This window comes from Helicobacter sp. MIT 05-5293 (assembly GCF_000765665.2).
Classification (GTDB): Bacteria; Campylobacterota; Campylobacteria; order Campylobacterales; family Helicobacteraceae; genus Helicobacter_C.
Map to the genome: position 1 here is coordinate 48920 of NZ_JROZ02000004.1, position 23670 is coordinate 72589.

Annotated in this window: 23 protein-coding genes and 3 tRNA genes; 10 read left to right on the plus strand and 16 right to left on the minus strand. The window is 37.7% G+C overall.

Features of this window, described 5'->3' with window-relative positions:
• Positions 1 to 11 precede the first annotated feature (11 nt).
• Genes LS68_RS09595 through LS68_RS07765 form a run of 5 tightly spaced genes read left to right on the plus strand, consistent with a single transcriptional unit; the run spans position 12 to position 5203 of the window.
• On the plus strand, positions 12 to 647 hold the full coding sequence (locus LS68_RS09595; protein ID WP_034370406.1) for a TetR/AcrR family transcriptional regulator: 636 nt from the start codon (positions 12 to 14) through the stop codon (positions 645 to 647).
• A gap of 18 nt (positions 648 to 665) precedes the next feature.
• Positions 666 to 1529 carry an efflux RND transporter periplasmic adaptor subunit gene (locus LS68_RS07750; RefSeq protein ID WP_034370409.1) on the plus strand — a complete coding sequence of 288 codons (864 nt, stop codon included), beginning with the start codon at positions 666 to 668 and terminating at the stop codon, positions 1527 to 1529.
• Positions 1510 to 2991 carry an ATP-binding cassette domain-containing protein gene (locus LS68_RS07755; RefSeq protein ID WP_138091356.1) on the plus strand — a complete coding sequence of 494 codons (1482 nt, stop codon included), beginning with the start codon at positions 1510 to 1512 and terminating at the stop codon, positions 2989 to 2991. The genes LS68_RS07750 and LS68_RS07755 overlap by 20 nt, the downstream gene beginning before the upstream one ends.
• Positions 2988 to 4097 carry an ABC transporter permease gene (locus tag LS68_RS07760; RefSeq protein ID WP_138091358.1) on the plus strand — a complete coding sequence of 370 codons (1110 nt, stop codon included), beginning with the start codon at positions 2988 to 2990 and terminating at the stop codon, positions 4095 to 4097. The genes LS68_RS07755 and LS68_RS07760 overlap by 4 nt, the downstream gene beginning before the upstream one ends.
• A complete protein-coding gene (locus LS68_RS07765; protein WP_052100401.1) occupies positions 4094 to 5203 on the plus strand; it encodes an ABC transporter permease in 1110 nt (369 codons plus the stop codon). The genes LS68_RS07760 and LS68_RS07765 overlap by 4 nt, the downstream gene beginning before the upstream one ends.
• Positions 5204 to 5261: 58 nt before the next feature.
• On the opposite strand, the gene LS68_RS07770 is transcribed toward LS68_RS07765, so the two are convergent.
• Positions 5262 to 5516 carry a helix-turn-helix transcriptional regulator gene (locus LS68_RS07770; protein ID WP_034371767.1) on the minus strand — a complete coding sequence of 85 codons (255 nt, stop codon included), beginning with the start codon at positions 5514 to 5516 and terminating at the stop codon, positions 5262 to 5264.
• Positions 5517 to 5617: 101 nt separating this feature from the next.
• Here LS68_RS07770 and LS68_RS09695 point away from each other — a divergent pair, with 101 nt between their 5' ends.
• Both LS68_RS09695 and LS68_RS07775 read left to right on the plus strand, forming a co-directional pair.
• Positions 5618 to 5767, plus strand: coding sequence for a hypothetical protein (locus LS68_RS09695; protein WP_199741497.1), 150 nt, complete (start codon positions 5618 to 5620; stop codon positions 5765 to 5767).
• A gap of 1 nt (position 5768) precedes the next feature.
• Positions 5769 to 6248, plus strand: coding sequence for a DUF4156 domain-containing protein (locus LS68_RS07775; protein ID WP_034371769.1), 480 nt, complete (start codon positions 5769 to 5771; stop codon positions 6246 to 6248).
• A gap of 165 nt (positions 6249 to 6413) precedes the next feature.
• Here the strand turns inward: LS68_RS07775 and LS68_RS07780 are convergent.
• From LS68_RS07780 to purD, 8 genes are all read right to left on the minus strand, one after another.
• A tRNA-Leu gene (locus LS68_RS07780) sits at positions 6414 to 6500 on the minus strand.
• Positions 6501 to 6523: 23 nt separating this feature from the next.
• Positions 6524 to 6608, minus strand: a tRNA-Leu gene (locus tag LS68_RS07785).
• Positions 6609 to 6640: 32 nt separating this feature from the next.
• On the minus strand, positions 6641 to 6946 hold the full coding sequence (locus tag LS68_RS07790) for a F0F1 ATP synthase subunit C (RefSeq protein ID WP_034371772.1): 306 nt from the start codon (positions 6944 to 6946) through the stop codon (positions 6641 to 6643).
• Positions 6947 to 7038: 92 nt separating this feature from the next.
• Positions 7039 to 9174: a polyribonucleotide nucleotidyltransferase gene (locus LS68_RS07795; protein WP_034371775.1), complete on the minus strand. Its 2136-nt coding sequence runs from the start codon at positions 9172 to 9174 to the stop codon at positions 7039 to 7041.
• Entirely contained in the window at positions 9161 to 9841 is a 681-nt protein-coding gene (locus LS68_RS07800) for a phosphoribosyltransferase family protein (RefSeq protein ID WP_034371778.1), read from the minus strand. Before LS68_RS07800 ends, LS68_RS07795 begins: the two co-directional genes overlap by 14 nt.
• A gap of 15 nt (positions 9842 to 9856) precedes the next feature.
• A complete protein-coding gene (lptD, locus tag LS68_RS07805) occupies positions 9857 to 12067 on the minus strand; it encodes an LPS assembly protein LptD (protein WP_138091360.1) in 2211 nt (736 codons plus the stop codon).
• A complete protein-coding gene (locus tag LS68_RS07810) occupies positions 12067 to 12537 on the minus strand; it encodes an RDD family protein (RefSeq protein ID WP_034370463.1) in 471 nt (156 codons plus the stop codon). Before LS68_RS07810 ends, lptD begins: the two co-directional genes overlap by 1 nt.
• Positions 12538 to 12540: 3 nt before the next feature.
• Positions 12541 to 13815 (minus strand): phosphoribosylamine--glycine ligase, encoded by a 1275-nt coding sequence (purD, locus tag LS68_RS07815; RefSeq protein WP_034370466.1) that lies wholly within the window; start codon positions 13813 to 13815, stop codon positions 12541 to 12543.
• 338 nt (positions 13816 to 14153) lie between these two features.
• On the opposite strand from purD, the gene LS68_RS09950 reads away from it, so the two are divergent.
• Both LS68_RS09950 and LS68_RS07820 read left to right on the plus strand, forming a co-directional pair.
• Complete coding sequence (locus LS68_RS09950; protein ID WP_277872318.1) at positions 14154 to 14282, plus strand: hypothetical protein; 129 nt, start codon at positions 14154 to 14156, stop codon at positions 14280 to 14282.
• Between the two features lie 122 nt (positions 14283 to 14404).
• Positions 14405 to 16573, plus strand: a complete 2169-nt coding sequence (locus tag LS68_RS07820; RefSeq protein WP_241993717.1) for a phosphoethanolamine transferase — start codon at positions 14405 to 14407, stop codon at positions 16571 to 16573.
• Here LS68_RS07820 and truA read toward each other — a convergent pair.
• From truA to LS68_RS07850, 6 genes are read right to left on the minus strand one after another with little or no spacing between them, the layout of a single operon-like run.
• Positions 16544 to 17317: a tRNA pseudouridine(38-40) synthase TruA gene (truA, locus tag LS68_RS07825; RefSeq protein WP_034369597.1), complete on the minus strand. Its 774-nt coding sequence runs from the start codon at positions 17315 to 17317 to the stop codon at positions 16544 to 16546. The two genes, LS68_RS07820 and truA, sit on opposite strands and share 30 nt — an antisense overlap.
• A complete protein-coding gene (locus LS68_RS07830; protein WP_034369599.1) occupies positions 17317 to 18336 on the minus strand; it encodes an LptF/LptG family permease in 1020 nt (339 codons plus the stop codon). Before LS68_RS07830 ends, truA begins: the two co-directional genes overlap by 1 nt.
• Positions 18336 to 18989 carry a prepilin peptidase gene (locus LS68_RS07835; protein WP_052100146.1) on the minus strand — a complete coding sequence of 218 codons (654 nt, stop codon included), beginning with the start codon at positions 18987 to 18989 and terminating at the stop codon, positions 18336 to 18338. Before LS68_RS07835 ends, LS68_RS07830 begins: the two co-directional genes overlap by 1 nt.
• Before the next feature lie 15 nt (positions 18990 to 19004).
• A complete protein-coding gene (locus LS68_RS07840; protein WP_034369602.1) occupies positions 19005 to 19637 on the minus strand; it encodes a protein-L-isoaspartate(D-aspartate) O-methyltransferase in 633 nt (210 codons plus the stop codon).
• Entirely contained in the window at positions 19637 to 20374 is a 738-nt protein-coding gene (locus tag LS68_RS07845; RefSeq protein WP_034369603.1) for a carbon-nitrogen hydrolase family protein, read from the minus strand. Before LS68_RS07845 ends, LS68_RS07840 begins: the two co-directional genes overlap by 1 nt.
• Positions 20364 to 21395 (minus strand): ribonucleotide-diphosphate reductase subunit beta, encoded by a 1032-nt coding sequence (locus tag LS68_RS07850; protein WP_034369605.1) that lies wholly within the window; start codon positions 21393 to 21395, stop codon positions 20364 to 20366. Before LS68_RS07850 ends, LS68_RS07845 begins: the two co-directional genes overlap by 11 nt.
• Before the next feature lie 234 nt (positions 21396 to 21629).
• Here LS68_RS07850 and LS68_RS07855 point away from each other — a divergent pair.
• Positions 21630 to 21713, plus strand: a tRNA-Leu gene (locus LS68_RS07855).
• A 56-nt stretch (positions 21714 to 21769) separates the two neighbouring features.
• Here the strand turns inward: LS68_RS07855 and dxs are convergent.
• Positions 21770 to 23638: a 1-deoxy-D-xylulose-5-phosphate synthase gene (gene dxs, locus LS68_RS07860; protein ID WP_052100148.1), complete on the minus strand. Its 1869-nt coding sequence runs from the start codon at positions 23636 to 23638 to the stop codon at positions 21770 to 21772.
• Between the last annotated feature and the right edge of the window lie 32 nt (positions 23639 to 23670).

Sequence of the window (23670 nt, forward strand, 5' to 3'; positions counted from 1 at the left end):
AGGTATACGATATGAAAAAAAATAAAAACAAAGATGAAGATTCTAAAAAGAGAATCCTTGAAGCCGCTATCAAGCTATTTGCAACCAAAGGTTTTGAGGGAACAAGTATCAGAGAGATTTGCAAAAATGCCGATGCCAATATCTGTATGATTTCGTATTATTGGGGTGGGAAAAAGGAGCTTTATCAGGGAATCTTAGATGATTTGATTGAAAAACAGACAGAATATGCAAAAAAATTTATGGATATATCCACAAAACCTGCAAACTTAAGCAAAAAAGAACAAATTGATATTTTGTTTTTAATGCTTGATAAGGCTATTGATTTTTTATATTCAAGGATTTCTCAAGAGTTGTTTATTCTGCTTTTACAAGAGCAGCAAAATAAAAATTTTGCCCCTAATTCTCCTATGTTGTCATACTTAAGGACTTTAATCGCTGCTATTTTTGAAAAAGATGAGAGCGAACAAGAGATTATCTTTAAGGCGGTTTTTATTATGTCTCAAGTCAATTCTCCGAGAATCTTAATGGCTTTTTCACTAGGATTATTGGGACAAGATAATTTCACGCAAAAAGACATAGCAATGATAAAATCCAATGTAAAACTTTATATCAAGGCTCTTTTAGAGGATTCTCACATTAAATATTAACCATCGGGAGAAAACATTATGAAAAAGAAAATAATTATAGTCGTTTTACTATTCTTAATAATCAGCGGCGTTGCTTACTTTTTCACCCATAAAAAACAAAATTTAGAGGAGCTAACCTTATATGGAAATATCAAGATTCGCCAAGTTGATTTAGGCTTTCAAGTCGGAGGTAAATTAGACAAAATGCTTAAAGAAGAGGGTGATAGCGTTCAAAAAGGTGAATTGATTGCTGAAATTGATCCCAAAGATTATGTTTTGAATCTCCAAAAAGCACAAGCCGAGACTGCCAAAACTCTCGCGCTCAAAAACGATGCTGTTTCAAAATTTAACCGACACGCGCCACTAGTCAAAGGCAATGCGATTTCAAAAGAAGAATACGATAGTTTTAAAAACGCAAAGGATAAAGCACTTGCAGACTATGATTCTGCGCTTGTTGCCCAACATTATGCACAAAATCAGCTTGAATACACCAAACTCTACGCGCCCGAAGATGGCATTGTGATGATAAGAGTGCAAGAACCCGGCAGTATCATCAATGCAGGGCAAATCGTGTATTCGATTTCAAAAACAAAACCTGTCTGGATTAGAGCCTATGTCAATGAAATTGATTTGGGAAATATCACATACGGGCAAAAAGCAAAAATTACCATTGATAGCATCAATCCGCAAACAAGAAAAGAACGAGAATACACGGGCTATATTGGCTATATCTCACCTGTTGCTGAATTTACACCAAAAACCGTCCAAACAACAGATCTAAGGACAGACCTCGTGTATAGAATCCGCGTTTATATTGATGATATTGATGAATACTTGCGACAAGGAATGCCAACAACTATAAAATTAGACCTGAAAGCTCAAAATGAACGCCATAGAGATTAAAGATCTTACCAAAACATTTGGGAAAATATGCGCACTTGATCATCTCTCTTTAAATATTGAGAAAGGGAAAATATCTGGTTTAATCGGTGCTGATGGTGCGGGTAAAACAACCTTGATAAGACTTATTGTAGGATTATTATCACCTGATAGTGGGAGTATTTCTGTTTTAGGATTAGATCCATTGACGCAAAAAGAAGAACTCACGGCAAAAATCGGTTATATGCCACAAAAATTTGGGCTTTATGAAGACTTGAGCGTTATTGAGAATCTCAAACTTTATGCGGATTTAAAAAACCAACCTCATCATTTTGACAAAATGCTTGAATTTACATCTCTCACACCATTTCAAGACAGACTTGCAGGTGCATTATCGGGAGGAATGAAGCAAAAACTAGGCTTGGCTTGTGCGTTACTTGGAACGCCTGATTTACTCCTTCTTGATGAGCCATCAGTCGGGGTTGATCCGATTTCTCGCAGGGATTTAATGAAAATGGTTAGAGAAATGATTAATCCTCAAACGACGGTTCTTTGGCTGACTGCATATTTAGACGAAGCCCATAGTTTTGATACGGCAATAGTTCTAGACAAAGGGAGATGTATTTTTAATGGCAAACCTCACGACTTGGCTCAAACTTCACAAGCATTTGAAGACAAAGTCATTGAGCTTATGGGTGGATACAAAAAAGAGACTTCAAAAATCGCTCAAAATTACAAATCACTAAGCGATTTTGAAGGATACGCCGTTGAAGCGCATCATTTGGAGAAAAAATACGGAAACTTTTATGCTGTCAAAAATAATTCTTTTCAGATTCAAAAAGGTGAAATCTTTGGGCTTTTAGGACCAAATGGCGCAGGAAAATCAACCTCATTTAAAATGATGTGCGGACTTGCTAAGCCTACAAGTGGGACTGCCAAAATCATGGGGATTGATATAGCCAAAAACCCCACAAAAGCCCGCTCAAATTTAGGCTATATGGCGCAAAAATTCTCTCTTTATGGCTCACTTTCACTTAGAGAGAATCTCGAATTTTTCGCATCAGTCTATGGTGTAGAGAGTAAAAACCACAAACAAAGAATCAATGAAATCATTGAGATTTTTGATTTTTGGGAGATTGAACATATCAAATCAGAAGATTTACCCTTAGGATTCAAACAAAGACTATCAATGGCTTGTGCGCTTATCCATAATCCGCTCGTTTTATTTTTAGACGAGCCGACTTCTGGCGTTGATGTCTTGGCAAGAAAAGAATTTTGGAATCACATCACATCTTTATCCAAAAAGGGCGTTACGATTCTTATTACGACACATTTTATGGACGAAGCCGAGTATTGCGACAGGATAAGCCTTTTTTATAAAGGAGAAGCAATTGCAATCGGCACTCCTGATGAATTAAAACAAAAAGCAGGTGCTGCTAATATGGAAGATGCTTTTATCACATTGATTAAAGAGAGTGGGCAATGAAGATTCTACTTGCCTTAATCAAAAAAGAATTTAAGCAAATTATCCGCGATCCTTCAAGCATCATCATTGCTTTTGTCTTGCCTCTGATTTCTATTTTAATCTATATGTATGGAATCAATATGGATTCTCTGAAGGTTACACTCGGTATCAAAAACGATGATAGCAACTCTGAAATTGCAACCCTTGTCAAATCTTTCGGACATAGCAAATATGTCCAATCCATAGTCTTTGACAATGAAAACGAAATAAAAATAGCCATTGCACGTTCAAAAATCAAAGGGGCAGTGATAATACCCAATGATTTTTCAAAGAAACTTTTAAAAGGTCAAAATGCGGAGATTCTCATTATCACCGATGGGAGTGATGTCAATACCGCAAATTATGTTTCAAGCTATGCAGTAGCGATTATTAATCATTGGCTTGCTTCAAGTAAATTCGCTCCTAAAAATGTCAAACCTGCCATAAATACAGAAATCCGCACATGGTATAACCAAGACTTAAATAGCCACCATTTTATCTTACCCGGCTCAATTGCAATCACTATGCCCTTAATTGGAATCTTACTCACAGCACTTGTAATTGCGCGTGAATGGGAAAGAGGCACTATGGAAGCTCTCTTAAGCACAAGGGTAAGAAAAATCGATATTGTTTTGGGCAAATATATCCCCTATTTTACGCTTGGAATGTGCTCCATGCTGTTTAATGTGTTTTTGTGTGTGTTTGTCTTTGGAGTCCCTTTTAGAGGAAGTTTTTTAATCCTACTTCTTGTGTGCAGTCTGTTTTTATTCACACTTTTGGGGATAGGGCTTTTAATCTCTTCTGTGTTAAAAAATCAATTCCTTGCTAGTCAAGTTTCGCTGGGTATCGGGCTTTTGCCTTCATTGCTTTTATCAGGGCTAATGTTCCCAATCAATTCTATGCCTTTGTTTTTTCAATACTTCACAATGATTTTGCCTCCTAGGTATTTTGTAACATTTGTCGAAAGTGAATTTATGTCAGGGACGATTCCTCAAATCGTAATGATAAACTCAATCTTCTTAGCGACTTTGGGGCTTATACTCTTTATGCTCGTTTATAAAAAAACAAATATGAGGCTTGCAAAATGACAGGTATGTTAAGAAGAATACTCGCATTAATCAAAAAAGAATTTATCGTGATATGGTCTGATCCTAAAAATCGCGCAATAATACTGGGTATGCCATTAATGCAGCTACTTATTTTTGCAAATGCCATCACAATGGAAGTGAAAAATATCGATGTCGCCGTTTTGGACAGAGATAATTCTATTGAATCAAGGGAGCTTTTATCAAGATTCGAGCATTCGACAAGATTCAGAAAGTTTTATTATGTGGAAAATGAAAAAGAATTAAAGCACAAGGTGGATAACCAAAAAGTTCAAATTGGAATCTTTATAGACAATCATTTTTCATCATCATTAAAATCAAGCAAAGGTGCTGATGTTTTAATCATAACCGATGGCAGACAGACAAACTCCGCTGCAATTGCAGGAGGATATGCCACACAAATCATATCAGAATACAGCGCAGAAATCTTAGGAACGCAAACAAACTTGATAACGCCAAGTATTAGAAATTGGTTTAATCCCAACCTTGAATACAGATGGTATATCTTAACCGTTATTGTTGCAATGCTTGCGACCGTTATTACCCTACTTTTGACAGCCTTATCAATTGCGAGAGAGCGTGAAATGGGGACATTTGATCAGCTTATCGTAAGCCCCCTATCATCGTTTGAAATTTTAGTCGGTAAAACAATCCCACCCTTGATAATTGCAATGTTTCTCACTTTTCTAATGACATTTTTAATCATCATATTCTTTGAAATCCCATTTGCAGGTTCATTTGTTTTATTTTTTATCTCGATATTTATCTCATTGCTTTCAATCGTAGGCATAGGATTATTTATCTCATCAATCTGCAATACTCAACAACAAGCGATTCTGGGAGTGATTACCTTTCAAATGCCTGCTATTTTACTATCGGGGTTTATCTCTCCTATTGAAGATATGCCCGTAGCTTTGCAATATCTGACTTTACTTAATCCAATAAGATTTTTTATGGTGTTAGTTCGTGGGATTTTTCTCAAAGGAATGACATTATCAGATGTGGTTTTAAATTGGATTCCGCTTATTATCATTGCGATTTTGACCCTCACACTTGCTGCAAGCACCTTTAAGAAAAAACTAGGCTAGATTCTTTAAGTCAAATAGCTTAAATCCAAATACAGAATCTAGCGCATTTTTTATTGCATCAAAACAATTCCTTAATATCCACCTCCAAAACTCTTGCGATTTTATAAAGATGCTCAAGGTTAAAATGAATATTTTTATACCCTGCCTCTGCTCCAGCGACTAGAGAGACAGACTTATAGCCAATCGCTAGGCTCAAATCAAGCTGTGAAAGCCCTTTTTCTTTGCGGATTCTCGCGACATTTTGGGCAATCTGATGATAAAAATGATAAATTTGCTCTTTGCTGACTTCATCACATTTAGTATTGATAGACATTTCTAAACTCTATGATAATAGATTATTTTCTTTTAAGTTTAGTTTGTTTATCATTTTATTTCACTCTATTATAATAGAGTATTTTTCTAAAGGAGGGTATTATGTCATCAGGTAAAATAAGCCCAAAGGACAATCAGGCAAATATGCAAAATGCCAATAAAGGAACACAAGGCACAAACAAGCAATATGACCAAAATCAAGGCAATAGAGGCAAACAGCTTAACCCTAATCAACAAAAGAAAGGAAAATAAGATGAAAATAGCTTATACAAAAAGATTAGCTCAATTATCAATCATCTTAGGAAGTCCATTATTGTTCTTTGGGTGCTTAGAAGAACCAGAACCTCAAGCTCCTCTTTATACACCCAAAGCTTTAGAATCTCAAGGGCGCGGTATCACGATTGCACATTCTACGCCCTATAATTGCAAGATTCTAGGAGAAGTTGAAGGTAGAGACTATGTTTCAGGGAGACGCAATCCGACAAGAGACAAATTACAAGAAAGTGCAAGAAATGAACTAAAAAACGAAGCGGGTGAAGTAGCAGGTGAGAATAGACGCATTATGCTAAGAATCACTAAAGAAGAAACAAAATGTATGGTTTTGTTTAAGAACGGAATCAAACAAGAAATCACTTGCAAAGAACCTGTTATAATTGGTAAAGACAATATTGTAGGTGGTGCTCTTCTCTCGCATAGCGTAAAAGCTGATGTCTTTGACTGCGGGGAAAAATAAATCCCTTCTTATTAGATATTTCTTAGGGTGAAAATTCTTAAATTTTACCCTTACGCTACTTTGGATTATTTGTCTTTTTACAGAATCTCACTATCATAATTAAACTTGCAGATTCACTACAATCAAAAAATATAAAAAAATAAAGCTTGAACAAAAATGAAGTAATGGTGCCGAAGGTCGGAATCGAACCGACACAGGGTTGCCCCTACTAGATTTTGAGTCTAGCGCGTCTACCAATTTCACCACTCCGGCATATTGAGAAAAATCAGAATCTATGGTGCGCTGAGCGAGACTTGAACTCGCACGGGTCGCCCCGCCACCCCCTCAAGATGGTGTGTCTACCAATTCCACCACCAGCGCAAATCTCCCTTTAAAAAGGGAGAGTAAAATCATTAAATAAATGGGTTAGCGTAAAGAGCAATTAACGCCAAAACAAGTGTATAAATAACTTGTGCTTCAATAAGTGCTAATGCAATAAACATTGTCCCAAGTAGCTTACCACTGATACCGGGATTTCTCGCTGTTCCTGAAATAGTTGCAGCTGCAGCATGCCCCATACCGATTGCTCCACCTAATGCAGCAATACCTAAACCGATTACCGCCCCAGCTACTGAATATGATTTAATCACATCTGCACCCATTTCTGTACCAAATGCAAAACCAATCATTCCCAAACACAATACGACTAAAAGTCTCATTGGACACCTCGTGTAATAATCTCAAAGTCTGTTCGGATCAATCCCCTACTTGACACTTTGGAATCTTGATTATGCCTCATTTTCAATAAAAGTTAGTTTAAATCTTCACCAATACTTTGTATTAAGCCTAACTCTATCTTGCCCTTGTTAAGACCGAGAATCTCACATTCTAACTCCGTGTAGCCTTGCAACAAATCGACAGCCTTTTTACTCTTATCTTTAGTAATCTTACTGATATGCACAAGCCCATCTCCACCACGAGGAAGCTCGACAAACACGCCAAAATCCAGAATCTTTTTGATTTTGCCCACAAATCTTTCACCCACTTCATAATCTTCCAAATCAACTTTTTCATTCTTTCCTTGCCCAATCAATTGCAAAATGAAGGCTTTGGCAGCAGAGAGCCTTTCTTTATTGCTTGCGCTGATATTAATTGCGCCACTTTCACGACTAAGATCAATACTCACCTCAAAACGTTCAATAATATCTTTAATCACCTTGCCACCTTGTCCGATTACTTCGACAATCTTATGCGGAGGGATTAAGAATACTTCATTTTTGGGCAAAATATCTTCATTTAGCACAATATTCAAACGCGCCTCTTCCATTTTTTGTAGAATCTCTTCCCGTGCTTGTTTTGCTTGAAATAAAGCTTGTGTGAGAATCTCATGACTAATACCACCGAGCTTAATATCCATTTGCATTGCTGTAATGCCCCTGTATCCACCAGCGACCTTAAAATCCATATCGCCATCATGGTCTTCCAAGCCACTAATATCTGTCAATATCGCATATTGTTCATCACAAGTAACCAAGCCCATTGCAACACCCGCAATCAATGAATCAACCTTTGCACCACACGCATATAAAGCCAACGAACCACCGCACACACTTGCCATAGAACTTGAACCATTAGATTCTAATATCTCTGATACTAAACGGATTGTCTTGTCTTCCTGAATGCTCGATTCTAAGGCGCGTTTGGCAAGTTGCCCATGTCCTAGCTCTCTACGCCCCACAGAACCAATCATACTTGCCTCTCCGACACTGAATCCGGGAAAGTTATAATGAAACAAAAAACGCTCTTTAAAAGGTGCTTTACCCTTAAGCATTTCATGACTTTGTGCATCATTCTCCACACCAAATGTCGCACTCACAAGTGCTTGCGTTTGCCCTCTTGTAAAAAGCACACTGCCATGCACGCAAGGCAGGAGATTCGTTTGAATGCTAATGGGGCGCACTTGAGTAAAACTACGCCCATCGGGACGATGTTTTGATGTCAAAATCATCTCTCGCACAAGTTGTTTTTTGTATGCCAAAATATGTTCTTTGACACATTTTTCATCATCTAAATGATGCTCTTGCATCACGCGTTTAACAATATGATGTAATGATGTGTCTCGCTCTGATTTTGCCATTTGAGCAATCGCCTCTTGAATCAAATGATGATAATGTGTTTTGATTTTTTGCATCAGATTCTCATCACTCTCTTTCAAAGCAGAAGCGTAAGCAAAAGGTGGCTTTTTATAGGGAGAAAAGGCAGTAAAATATTGTCGGCTTGTCTTGGCAATATAGCCCTTAGCATATTCAAGAGCCTCAAGCAAATCAGATTCGGCAAGCTCATTAGAACCTTTTTGCGTCCTAATACTTCGCATTTCAATCATCAATAATTCATCACCTTTCCCCGATACAAACAAATCCAATTCACTTTCAGCTAATTGTTGCATTGTAGGATTCAGCAAAAATTGTCCATTGATGCGTCCTATACGCACTCCACTCACAGCATCTTCTTGGAGAGATTCTAAGGGCAAATCCGAAACAAAAAGCGCATTAGCCGCTGCATTAAGCGCATTGACCTGCAAATCACTTTGTCCATCATAACTTAAAACCATAACAATAATCGAAGTATTGTGTGTGTAGCCTTTAGGAAAAAGCGGTCGCAATGTGCGATCAATAAGCCTTGAAGTGAGAATCTCAAATTCACTTGGCTTACCCTCTCGCTTCATAAAACCTGAAGGAAACTTGCCACCTGCATAAGCCTTTTCTATATATTGCACGCTAAGAGGCAAAAAATCATCATCATAGTTCAGATTCTCTTGTGCGCAGACACTTGCAAGTAGCACACTCCCTCCATTTTGATAGAGCAATGCACCATTTGATGCCTTTGCGACATAGTTTAAGGTGTATTGTTCCTTTAGATTCTCACATTCAAGATTAATTTGCTGCATGAGTTTGTCCTTTATGGGTGATATAATGATTTAGAATCTCTTCTATTTGCTCATCTTCAAGAGGTTGGAGCTGGGGGAAATAATGTGCGGTGGAGACATAATAATCTAGCGCAGAAATACAATACACATCATCGCAAATTTCGCTTAGTGAATCATAAATCATCTTTGGCATAACAGGAGATGCCACGCTCACACTCCTTGCCCCCATATTCATACAAGTTTTGACTGCCACATTTGCGCGAAGTCCTGTTTGGATTCCTAACTCCATTAAAATAACATCTTTGCCTTTGATAGAGGCAAACATCTCGCCTTTGCGAAATTTATAGCGAGATTGCGAAATCTCTTCTTCATATTTGCGTTGCGCTTCGCCATACACATAGTCTAGATTAATACAAAAAGCGGCGATAAGAGATTCATTAGCGACAATCTCCATATCCTCACTCACAACTGCAATTGCACATTCAGGATTCAGCGGCGCAGTAATCGTTTCGGTAAATAAAAAATCCATTGGAATCTTAAGACGCTGCGCCATTTGGTGAGCCATTTCGATACTTTCCATACTGACTGCCACTAAAATAGCATTTGATAAAGGAGGATTCTTAATAGAAATCACCTCCAATAAACGCGCAAGTGCCTCTTGCATATCTTCAAAACGAATATCTTTCACTTGCTATCCTTCATTTTATTCTTTAAACCGATAAGTCAGTCCGTAATTCGTCAAAGGCACAAATCGGAATTCAAGCTTTACATATTGGTTATTAATCGGCGTAATCTCTCCATTAGCCGTCAAAACAGGTCGCGCATCTTGAGCGAATTTTAATCCAATACCAAAACAACGAATATCTTTTGAGATTGTAACATACCAATCCTTTAGATATTCCATACCCATATCATAACCCACATTAGCATCAAATCGAAAATAACCAAAATCATACCCTACCTTGCCCCTTAAGAATCCCGTTTTGCTGATAGAATAAGTCGCTGAATCTTGATAAAGTGTATCAAGCCTAAAGTAATAAGTGATACCTGCATTCAAACCCCAACGATTCAAACTCGCATTAAGTGAGGCTTCTCGAACATTTTTAAGCGCGTAAGAATAAAAAACCGAAGCACTCATATTCAAGCCCGAAAAGGGTGCAAAACCTATTTCATTACGCAAAAGCTGATTTTTAGTCAAAATCTGATCTTGTAAAAAAATCCTCTGATACAATCTCCAATAGAATAATTCTTTTCCATTCTTTCCATAAAAATATTGCGAGAGCTTTAAATCCACCTTGTGCTTGTTTTCATTAAGATCAAGCATTTCGTTAGGATTCCAATACATTGCTATTGCTTCGGGAGAACCAAAATAAGCCGAAAGCTTTTCAGCATATGCTTTATAACGATCATCAGCCAAAGTATCAGAAGTATATTGATAGGCTTTTCCACTAAAAATCCCCTCTAAATGCAAAGAATGAAAAAAATGTTTGTAAGGTCGTGCGATGTCTGAATTAAACGAAATGCTATAATTGCCCCCAACATAATTAATCGTCTTGTCAATACTGCCATTTGTAACGACATCAAGCACATCTGTTGCATTTTGCAAGTTTGTCAATGTCCCATATAATTTGAGATTTGCTCCTATGGACAAATAATCCTTAAAAACAGAAAAATTAATCCCTATAGGCAAAGAGGCGGTAGTTTGGATATACCCATAGCCCTCTGGACGCGTAACATTTTTTGTTTGTAAGTCAAATGTGTAAAGGAGATTCTTAAAAAAGAGAGAATCTGTATAGTGGTGATATTGTAATTGTGGGAGCGTTTGAAAAACTTTATCATTATTGATTTGAGACAAATCAAGATAATATTTCAAATAACCGCCTACGAAATGATTTTGAGAGTTGATAAAATAATTCACACGCGAATCATACAAACGCGTATTAAAAGATGCGTTCAAACTCTTTAAACGCATATATTCCAAATCATTCATATAATTAATATTAGCATAAAAACCATCTTGCAAACTTGATTGAGAATCTTGCTTGGTAAAAATATTTTTCGTCCCGTATTGGAAATTAAAACCATAAATGTTTTGATTCGCAAGATTATTATCAATCACATATTGATCAAAATTGCGAAAATAACGCATTTGTAAAATTGCGACCGCATTATTATGATCTGCAAAACGAAACTCTAAATCACCGCCAAAGCCTCTATTTGTCCGAAATTGAGGAGAAAATGTTATATCCCAACGATTGAAAGGTGCGAGGAAAAAAGGTTGTTGATACATAAAGCCTTGCTTATTGCTGTATGAAAATTGCGGATAAATAAAACCTGTCTTTCTCACATTGCCCGTTGGTGCAGTAAAATAAGGGATATACAAAATAGGCACAGGTCCGAGATAAAGACGCGAATTCCACATACTCACGCGAGATTTATCTGCATTATATTGCCCAGAGCTCACATTCAAGTGCCACAAAGGGTGTCCAATATCGCAACCCGAAACCACACCTCTCTTAAATTGATATTTCTTATCCTCACCACTTCCTTCTTTTGCTACTATCCAAACCCCCTCTGGACTTTGCAAATAAAGATTCTGCATCACAATTTGCTTATCTTGTAAAAAAAGCTCAACTTCAGACACATCTAAATACAAAGTGTCGCCTTGATAAATCTTTACCTTGCCTTCAAGATATGCTTTTTGTGTTTGCTTATCATAAACAATGCGGTCAGCAACCATATAAGAATCCCCATAAAGCAAAAAAGCATTACCTTGTGCGATGACTTGCTCACCTTGTGTTTTAACTTCATCGGCAGATAAATCAAACACTGCAGGTGTCTCTTTCGCCCACACCTCACAAGATAATGCGCACAAACACAGAATCCAAAGGAGCTTATGGCGATAACTTTTCATCAGCTTGCAATCACCAAAGTTTTTGCTAATCGATCGTGCAAAGCGCGTCTAAAAGTATCTCCAAACGCAAAAATATAAGTAACAAAAAACAATGCCTCGCCTATCAATTTTCCCAAAGAACGCAACACACAATCTTTCAAACAAGGTTTATCGACCAAATCAACACTAACAACGCGCATCTTGAAAAATATTTTTCCCAAACTCGCCCCATAAAACCAGATGAAAAAACTATCATAAATCACTTTCAAACAACACATTTGCCATATATAGCTCACCACAAACGCACGCAATGCTTCATAATCAATCAAGCCTTGCTCATCGCTTAGATTCCCCACAGAAGTATGAATACAGGCAAAAATCAATGAAAGCAAAAAAATATCGACAAACCACGCTAACGCACGCACATTTAAATCAGCAATCTTGAGATTCTCTCTGTCAATCAGATCTTGTATCTTTTCATCAAGTTTCATTGTTTAAAGAGCTCTAAAAGCAATATCATCGCGGAATTGCATTCCCTCAAACTCCACATTTTGCAGAATCTTATAAGCATTATCCCGAGCTTGTTTGATGCTTGATGCAATCCCGACAGCCAAAAGCACTCTCCCACCATTTGCAAGGAGATTCCCTTTTTCATCATTCCCCACACCTGCAAACACTAAATGCCCCAATGTCGTATCAAAATCATCAATACGAATCAATGCCGGTGCGCTAGAGCGATAAGGATAATCTTTGGAGGCAACCACTACGGCAACAGCATAATTTTCACTCATTTTTAAAGTAAGATTCTTAATCGTCCTATCAAGTGTGGCAGTAACTACATCAAGTAAAGGTGTTTGCAACAAAGGCATCAAAACCTCACACTCGGGATCACCAAAGCGCACATTGTATTCAAGCAAATAAGGCTCTTTTTCGCCATTTTTCTCTACCACCATAATGCCTCCAAAAAGCACCCCCTCAAAAGGCATACCTTGCTCTTTAAGTGCTTTAAGCGTGGGGGAAATGATACGCGTTTTAATCTTTTGCATCAGATTCTCATCACACAAGGGTGTCGGTGTGTATGCGCCCATACCCCCTGTATTTGGACCTTTATCACCCGAAAGTAAGCGTTTATGATCTTGACATGCACTTAACATCACAAAATCTTCTCCATCGCAAACAGCAAAAACGGATAATTCATAACCCTCCAAAAACTCCTCAATCACGACACGTTTTCCCGCATCTCCAAAACTCTCTCCCTCAAGCATTTTGTAGGCTGTCTCTTTTGCTTCTTGATGACTCTGCGCGATAATCACCCCTTTGCCCGCGCATAAGCCATCAGCTTTCACAACAATAGGCGGTGTGAGTGTATCAATAAAAGATTCTATAAGATGCCTATCATCTGACTGAATATATCTTGCGGTAGGGACTTGAATCTTTGCGACAAAATCTTTCATAAATGCTTTGCTTGATTCTAATTGTGCAGCTTGCTTGCTCGGACCAAACACACGAATATGATGGGCGCGTAAAAAATCACTCAATCCCTCACTTAGCGGAGCTTCAGGACCAATAATCACCAATGTAATACCAAGCTTTTGAATAGAATCTACAATCTCTTGAGGTGTTTTTGCAAGGAGATTGACCCCTAGTCTTGTAGTCGCACCATTACCCGGCGCAAAATAAAGTTTCTGCACTCTTTTGTCTTGACTTAGGGCTAACCCCATTGCGTATTCTCGACCACCATTACCGATGATTAATATATGTTCTTGCACTTTTATTTATTCCTTTAATAAACCCCCAAATGAGCGTTACCCCAATTGCGTAGCCTAAAAAAGCCACAAACAGAGCCAAGAGAATCTCTTTAGGCGACAAATCCTCACTATCTTTGATAGCTCAAGCAGAAACACCGAACACACAGAAATCACTACGATTAGCTCAAAAAATCTTTTAGTAACAGACTAGCGTTGTGAAAGAAACACGCATCATCTAGGTTAGCGCAATTATAGGCTAAGAAGGATTAAAAAAAAATTATAGACTTTTAAAGAGTTTTTTATTAAATAATCCCTAAAATCATCACTGCTTCAAATCTTATCAAAACAGGGAGTGGGATATGTTTTCATCTATTTTTAATCGCCGACTTTTTTATTGTCTAGCTATAGATTGCATTGTCAATGTGTTTATTTATAGCTTCCTAGATGTAGCGGGGGGGGGGCAAGAGAGATTCGAAAGTTTATCTTAACGCCTCTTCTCAATGATTTTTTACTTTTTTACTGCCTCTTTTATCTTAGCTCCTTTCTCCCCAAGACTTTTACTCATATCTTTCAAATCTTTCTCGTCCTTCTTGTCTCTTTGATTGCTTTGGTGGATTGTTTTCTTATCCTTACCTTTCAGACATCACTCAATGTCGTTTTCTTTGAAATATTCCTAAGCACTAATCCACAAGAAGCACAAGAATTTCTCTCTACTTATTTGAATGTAAAAATATTAATCCTTATAGGAATTTTGATTCTTTTTAACCTTGCTTTTTTCTTGCTGCCAATCAAGACTCCCACGCTTAAGCCGCACCCCAAAATTGCTTTTGCACTTTTTGCTATTATTGTCGTAAGTGTAGGAACTAAAGCATTGCGTGTAGATGACCCCATAAGCTACTACGCAGAAAAAGTCAATCTCATGCGATGGGTAGAAACAATCACGCAAGGCATCATATCGCAAAATGCTTACATAGCGCAATATCGCGAACTTAATAAAGAAATGAACGAAAAGCTTTCCAAACCCTACCCGATTCTTGAAAATAATTTGCAGCTTCCGCGTGTGATTCTTATCATTGGAGAATCCACGCAACGCAACTTTATGAGCCTCTATGGCTATGACTTGCCTACTACACCGATTTTAGATGAGCTTAAGTCAAAAGGGAATCTCTTTGTGTTTAATGATGTGATTGCGCCACACGCTCATACAAATACTGCCTTAAGCAAGATACTTACCTTTAGTCGCTATGAAAATGCCTCTACGCCGTGGTTTAAACAGCAAAATCTCATTGATGTAATGAATCTTAGCGGTTATCATAGCATTTGGCTAAGCAATCAAGAAGCGATTTCCATTTGGGGCAATGCTCCTGAAGTAATCGCACAAAGGGCAAAGCAAACGCTCTTTAGCACTTATAGCAATAGCCATAATGTGGGCAAAACTTATGATGGAATACTTCTTTCGATGCTTGATAAACACTCAATCCCTCAAGATTCTAAACTCTTTTATGTCTTTCATTTAATGGGGACGCATTTAACCTATCGCGAACGTTACCCCAAAGACTTTAATAAATTCAGTGCTGATGATATGCTTCATCTCAACACACAAGCTGTAGATTCTGCACAATCGCTGTTTCACCTCAATAAAAAACAAGCGCAAACACAAGCAGAATACGCCAATGCAATACTCTATAATGATTTTGTCGTGGGTGAGATTATGCAACGATTTGCCGATGAAGAATCTATCATCTTTTTCTTGAGTGATCATGGCGATGAAGTCTATAATTTTAGGGATTTTTCAGGACACGCAGAATCAATGTCTTCAAGATTTATGATAGAAATCCCTTTTATGATTTATATGAGTGATATTTTCAAGCAAAAACACCCCGACATCGTGCAAAAAGTGCAAGATTCACAGAATCTCCCCTTTATGAGTGATGATTTTATCCATGCTTTCCTTGATTTGCTCGGTATCAAAACGCAAGATACCCTTAGTAATGCAAGCCCTTTTAGCGCGACTTATCACAAAAATCGTGCTAGAATCTTTGGAGGCAAGGATTATGATAAGGAACTAAAAGATGATGACCTTAGCTTCATTGTCCCCTCCAAGCTATGGCTACACCGAGTTGATGAAATAGCAAAATTTAACGATTTTTGCGATAAATATTATGGCTTTGAAATCGATGTGCATTTTTTAGACACACCCGAGCCGTATTTTGATGTAGGACATGACGGATTAGAAGACAGCATTGGTTTGGATTTAGATGAGATGTTTAAAATAATCAGTGAGACACTACAGCTTGAAAATACAACGGGGGGGGGGGATAAGGTAGGACTTTGGATTGATTTTAAGAATCTAAATGAATCAAACGCACAATCTTCTTTACAAATCCTCAAAGACCTCACTGAAAAACACTATTTTTCACCACGTCAAATTATCGTAGAAAGCTCACAATACCGACTCTTAGAATCCTTTAAACAATCAGGATTTTTCACCTCTTATTATGTGCCTTATTATGCTAAAGAAGATTTGAAAACAAAAAGCGAGGAAATTATTGAGAATCTCCAAATGATTGCACAAAGTGGCTGTGTCGATGCAGTGAGCTTTGCGTATTACTTGCATGATTTTATCAAAACTGCAAACCTGCAAAATATTCAAGGAGAAGATATGCCATTATTAACTTGGAATCAAGGGGATAATTGGCAAAAGAACGCACAAACAAAAGCTTTTTATGACCCCCAAATGAAAGTCATTCTAGTGGGTGAAAGGGGAGATTATCGGTAGATTCTGATAAACAACCTTGCACAAATACAAGCCATAGGGGCTAATAGGATAAGTATAGCTTTGTTTGTGTGCTTGAAGCTGGGCGATAAAATCCTCACGAGAAAGCTCGCCGCGGCTCACTGCAAGGGCTGCACCTATCATCAATCGCACTTGCGCCCTTAAGAATCCGCTCCCTTCAATATACACAACCCTAAGATTCTGATAATGATAGAATCTCACCTTATAAATGCTCCGCACATCGTCTTTGGTAAATGAGCCATTTTTCTTGAACATCGTAAAATTATGCGTGCCGACAAAAAGATGAAGCATTGCTTGAAATAATTGTTCATCACCGATTCTTTCATAAGAAAGATAGGCAGATTCAAAGGGTGAGGGCAAAGTCGGGCTAATCAAATAGCGATAAGCCCTTGCCTTAGCATCAAATCGAGGGTGAAAATCCTTATCCACAGGATATAAGGTGCGGATACAAATATGCGGATAAAGTTTTGTGTTTAAGAGTTTGGCAAAGGCTTGAAGAGATTCTGAAGTATTTTGCAAATGATCGCATGTAAATCGTATAACCTGTCTTGTAGCATGCACACCTTTATCTGTCCGTCCTGCGCCGATGATAGGAGAGAAAATCCCCACTCTTGCAAAAGATTCTTGTAATGCACCTAAAACGCTTTTAATGTGAGTTTCTTTTTGCTTTGCAAAGCCGCTAAACGCGCTACCATCATAAGCGATAATGGCAGCATAAAAACCCATTAATAAAACCTTGCAATAAATTTTCGGTATAAAACAAAAGAAGCCACAAACCACAAAAGAGGGATAGTCAGCATACCTGTGAGCGGAAAATGCTCTGAAACAATGTGCATAGCGATAAAATACAAAGCCACTGAAGTAATCACATAAAAATAAGACATATTCGACTTAAAGCGCGGATTGGCAATCCCAAACAACGGCACTAAAAAAAGCGACACTAAAGGGAATAATGACACCATAATGGCTTGTGCAAGTTTGCGAGCCTTACTAGCACTATGGGGAGTAAGGACTTCTCCCCAATACTCTAATAAATCATAACTCTTTAATTGTGGTTCGCTGACATTTTGTCGCACACTCATTTGATGATAATCCACTCTTTTAATCTCTTTTTGCGAGGCAAAATACGCACTGCCTTCTTGTAAGTCAAGCTCAAACAAGCCTTGATTATTGTTTGTCTTACCTGATTGCGCGACAATAAAAGTATCGCCCTCAAAGCCATTTTCAGAGAATAGAATCAGATTCTTATACACACGATTTTTGACACTATCAACATACACAAGCCAATCGCCAAGCTTTTGCCCAAACTCGCCGGGTTTGATATTCACATCAATATCTGCTCTTTTTTGAGCGATAAAATTCTTTGAAGCACTATGCGTCAAAGGAAGCATTACTAATGAAAAAATGAGCAAAACAGATGTAACGATCAATGTAATGGGGAAAAAATATTTCACAATCGCTAAAGGTTTTACCCCTAAAGAAAAACACACCATGAGCTCATAATCATACGCCAAACGCGAAATTGATAATACCAATGCGGCAAAAAAGGTAATAGGCACGATAAAAAAGAGATTTCCGGGTATAAGATAGACAAAAAGTGTCCCTAAATCTATAAAACTCATCTTTACTACATAAGTGCGCCCTGCAATATCAATCAAAAGCACCACAGATGCGATAAAAAGCAAAACGAAAAAAAAGGGAAAAAAGACTTGAGAAAACGAAGTAAATAAATAACGTTTCAGCATCACACAAACTTCCAAAAGGGCGATGTGATATAGACTAAAAGCACGCCTATAAACATAAAAAATACAAAAGGAAGTTTAATATCCCTGATTTGAGTTTTTTGAAAGATTCCCAAAAAAATAGCATACAAAAGTGCAATAAAACTTCCCGCAAATACACTTAAAAGAGCAAAAAAGATATCAAACGCGACCCCTAAGCCACTTAAAACAATAATATCTGCCTCGCCTATAATATCTTTACGCGTAAGACTTTGATAAAAAATCTTTAGTGCAAAGAAAATACCCCCTAATCCAAATCCGATAAAAATACGACTAAACAATTCACTCAAATCTCTATGCAGATACAAAAACGCATACGCGACACACATCATCAAAAATAAGAAATTAAGTGCATCGGGGATAGCAAGACATTTGATATCAATCAATCCCAACACACATAAAAGCATTAAAATACTATATGAGAGGAAAAAAATCTGATAAGGTAATCCAAGAAAAATCGTTGAGAAATAAATAATCACAGAAACACAGAGGAGAAAAAGGAAATAAACAAAATTAGGGTATTTTTTGAGTTCAAAGTCTTCTTGGCTTGTGTAAAAATGCACCAAGAACGCTCCTGTATATCCTACTATTAAAGAAATAATAGCAAAAATAGTCATAGCACTCACTCCAATTTATTGTAAAATCCCATCTTGAATATCCACAAACAAACATTCACTTAGATTCTCACCCCTATCAAGCTGCCCCCTAGACTTAACAAAACGTTTAATAACTTGCTTATTTCCTTCCAATAGAGGAACGACTATCACGCCACCTTCACTAAGCTGCTCCACAAGAGTATGTGGGATACTCTTTGCGCATGCAGAAAACAAAATCGCATCAAAAGGCGCGTATTCCTCCCACCCCTTTTGTCCATCAGCAAGCTTTGTAAAGATATTGTGCGCTTGTAAAAGTCTAAAACGTTCTTTTGCCTCATTCAATAGCTTGCCAATGCGTTCAATACTAAAGACGCGTCTAAACATTTTAGAAAATATCATTGCCTGATATCCACTCCCACAGCCAACTTCTAACACAGAATCTCCTCCATTGGGAGCAAGGTATTCACTCATTTTTGCCACTGTCAAAGGAGAGCTAATCCATTGAGAATCAACCATAGGCAAAGCATCAAGACTATAGGCTAAATGTTTCAATGCAGAAGGCACAAATATTTCTCTATCCACAGCAATAAGTGCTTCTCGCACCTTAGGAGACAGCGGGAAAATCCTCTGTATCTCTTCGCACATTTGTTGAGCCATTCGTGTTTGCATTAGTTAATCCGAATCCCCGTATTGACATATTTGCGCATTCTTGAAGTTTCACTAATATCCACTTCACACGCCACAAATGATTTTTTATCATTTTTATACACAATCCCGTAAGGCGTGATGATTGAGCTTCCTTTTGCCATCGTATCGTTAGCACTATTACTTGAGACCACAAAAGCTTGATTGGCAATAGCAAGAGCTTGTGAGAGAATCTCAAAATGGTTTTTACGAGCTTTTGCCCATTGCGCAGGGATAAAAATAATATCCGCGCCTCTAATCTGCTCCCAAAGCTCCACAAAACGAAGCTCAAAGCAAACCAACGCTGCGCATTTCACGCCATCAATATCAAAGATACTGATTTCACCCTTCTCTCCTGCCTTAAAATGTAGCTGCTCATCACCTAAAGTAAAAAGCTTATTTTTGCTTTGTTTATGGATAATCTCACCCTTATGAAACACTTTAAGATTGTTAAAAAACTTTTTATTTTTTTGCTCAATCATTGTCGTGATAAGCGTGTTTTTGTATTTTGCACTACATTCCAAAAGCCGCTCTGTGGCAACCTTTGAAAACTCACCTGCCTCATTGATCTTTTGATAAACAAACCCGCTAAGTGCTACTTCTGGCGTGCAAATAATGGCATTTTTACCACAATGAGCGATAAAATCCTCAATGATTCTAAGATTCTCTTCAAAATCTTGTCCTGTTTTCATCTGCATGCTGTATAATTTTCTAGAAATCATCGAAATTAATACTCCCTTTTGCGTAATTAGTAACCTTTGCCTCAAAAAAATTCGTTTTTTGCTCATTAAAACTTGCAAATTGATCCACCCATCTAATAGGATTTTTTGAGCCATAAAGTTGTGGTAACCCTACCGCTTTCAAGCGATCATCGGCAAGATGCTGAATATACTCACGGATAATCTCTGTGGTAAGCCCGAGAATCTGCCCTTGCGTGATGTATTCTCCCCATTTAGATTCAACATCTACAGCCCTTCTAAACATTTCAATCACCTCCTCTTCAAGCGAAGGTGTGAAAAGCTCACTGCGTTCTTTACGCAAAGAATTGATCATATTCTGAAACAAAAGCAGATGCGTAACCTCATCGCGTTGAATAAAGCGAATCATTTGTGCAGAACCCAACATCTTCCCACTTCGAGCTAATGTATAAAAAAATGAGAATCCACTATAAAAATAAATACCCTCTAAAATTTGATTAGCAAACATTGCTTTGAGCAAATTACGCTCACTTGGTTGCTGTGCGAGTTCGATATATACATTGGCAATATGGTCATTTTTACTTCTTAGTTGCATATCTACACGCCACATATCATAAATTTCATCAGTATTCACCGAGATAGATTCTACCATCACTGCATAGCTTTGAGAATGCAATGCCTCCTCAAAAGCCTGCCGCACAAGGATAAGGTTAATTTCAGGGCTTGTGATATAAGGATTGACATTATCAATCAAATTATTTGTCTGTAAAGAATCCATAAAAATAAGTTGAGCAAGGGCACGATCATAGCCTAATTTTTCTTGTGCAGTGAGTCCGCCATTATAATCACGTTTATCCGCATTCATATTGACTTCTTCGGGAAACCAAGTATTTGCCAACATTACTTTCCATAAATTATACGCCCATTGATACTTTATTCTATTAAGATCAAAAATACTTGTGGGATTGCCACCAAAAATTTTTCTATCTGAAACACTCTCTTGAGATTCGGGATTATAAATTTGTTTGCGATGGATAGTGTTCATTGATAATAACCCTTTGAAAAACATTTTAATTATTCTATTGAAGAATAGAATTGTAACTCAATTAAACTTTAAGATGCTTTACAAATCTAGTTTGTCTTGTTTTCTTTTTCTTTGCCTTATTTTCCTCTATTTGAAGGCTTTTCAAACAAAAAATCTATTTCAGATAAAAGTTTCAGAATCTTTTAAACATTAACAAAGTAGAATCTCACCTTTTAATCTTCACAACAGACACACGCGGGAGTGGCGAAATGGCAGACGCACCAGACTTAGGATCTGGCGCCGCAAGGTGTGGAGGTTCAAGTCCTCTCTCCCGCACCATTACTTACAATTTCCTTACTTGATTTTATTAACCAAAAGTCCAAAAATTGCAGATTCTATAGTGATATTCTTTTAAGAATCTCTTGGACAAAATTTGTCGTCTGCAAACCTAATGATTGCTCGACTATGGCTGTGTTGCCATGTGTAATATATTGATCAGGTATCTCAAAACTATGCAATTGGCACGAGCTGATTTGCTTGAGTGAAAGAAACTCTAAGAGCGCACTCCCTACACCACCCATACAATAACTATCACTAAACACAAAAGCAAAACGATGTGTCAAAAAAAGGTCGCACAAAAGCTGTTCATCAAGAGGTTTAAGAAAACGCAAATCAAGCAAAGTTGGGGAATATCCTTTTTCTTGCAATGCAAGGAAAGTTTGATAAGCCCTGCCTACACCATTACCATAGCCAATCAATAGCAGATTCTCACCTTTGGCGAGAATCTCGGCTTTACCTAACACAAAATCTTCTGCTTGAAAAATATTATCCGACAAGATAAATTGATTTCTAGGATAACGAAACGCACAAGGAGAAAGATCATAGCGACTTGCAAATTCCACTGCCTTAATGAGATTCTCATTATCACGCGGAGCAAAAAGCACCATATTAGGAATAGGTCGCAAATAAGCAATATCGAGCAAACCTTGATGCGTCTCTCCATCTTCACCCACAATCCCTGCTCGATCAATCGCAAATCGCACAGGAACACCTAGAATCCCGACATCATGGACAATCTGATCATAAGCCCGTTGCAAAAAAGTCGAGTAAATCGCCACAAAAGGCTTGAATCCTTCTTTTGCCATTGCTGCCATTGATGTTACCGCATGAGCCTCGCAAATTGCCACGTCCCAAAATCGATTTGGATAAGATTGAATCAATTTATCCAAACCCGTTCCGCTAGGCATCGCTGCTGTTACTCCTACAATCTTTTCATCTTTTAATGCACAAGTCTTAAGTGCATCAGAAAAGACTGATGTAGGACTACGAGAAATGCTTTTCTTTAAAGGCATACCCGTATCAATATCAAATGGACCCACTCCATGCCATTTTTCAAAACGTCCTTCGGCAATCTCATAACCTTTGCCTTTTGTCGTTTGAGCATGGATAATGATAGGTTTTTTCATCTCTTTAGCTTTTTGTAATGTCATAATAATAAGCTCTAAATGATGCCCATCAATGGGACCAATATAATCTAAACCTAACTCTTCAAACAAAAGCCCCGGGGCAATAAGCTTGATAGATTCTTCGAATTTCCTTGCCAAATAATTAGCAGAATCGGGCATCTTTTGCAGAATCTTCTTAATCTTGTCGCGTGTTTTTTGATACATTGGTGTTGAGAGGGCTTGTGAAAGATAATTACTGATAGCTCCAATCGGTGAAGAAATACTCATTTCATTATCGTTAAGGATAATAATCATAGGATACTTTTTATCACCCAATTCATTAAGTGCTTCATACACAAGCCCTGCGCTCATTGAGCCATCACCGATAAGCACTATCGGCATAGCATCACGCTTTTGAAGAGCAAAAGCTTTTGCCACACCTACCCCCAAAGAAATCGAAGTAGAGCTATGTCCCGCAATAAAATAATCACTCGCAGATTCTTTAGGATTACAGAATCCACTAATACCCCCAAAGCTCCTTAAAGTCTCAAATTCATTCCAACGCCCACTCAAAAGCTTGTGCGCATAAGCTTGATGAGAAACATCAAAGATAAAAGGATATGTCTTTGTATCAAAAACATAGTGCATTGCTACAATAAGATCAACCGCCCCCAATGTGGAGCTAAGATGCCCACCATTTTGGCTGACAACTTTAACAATTCTCTCTCTGATACGCGAAGCTACCATTTCAAGCTCTGCAATATTCATTGATTTTAAATCAGCGATATTCTCCTGATAAGCGACATTAACCTCTTCCATATCCTATCCTTGCCCCTGACCACATTTTAGAA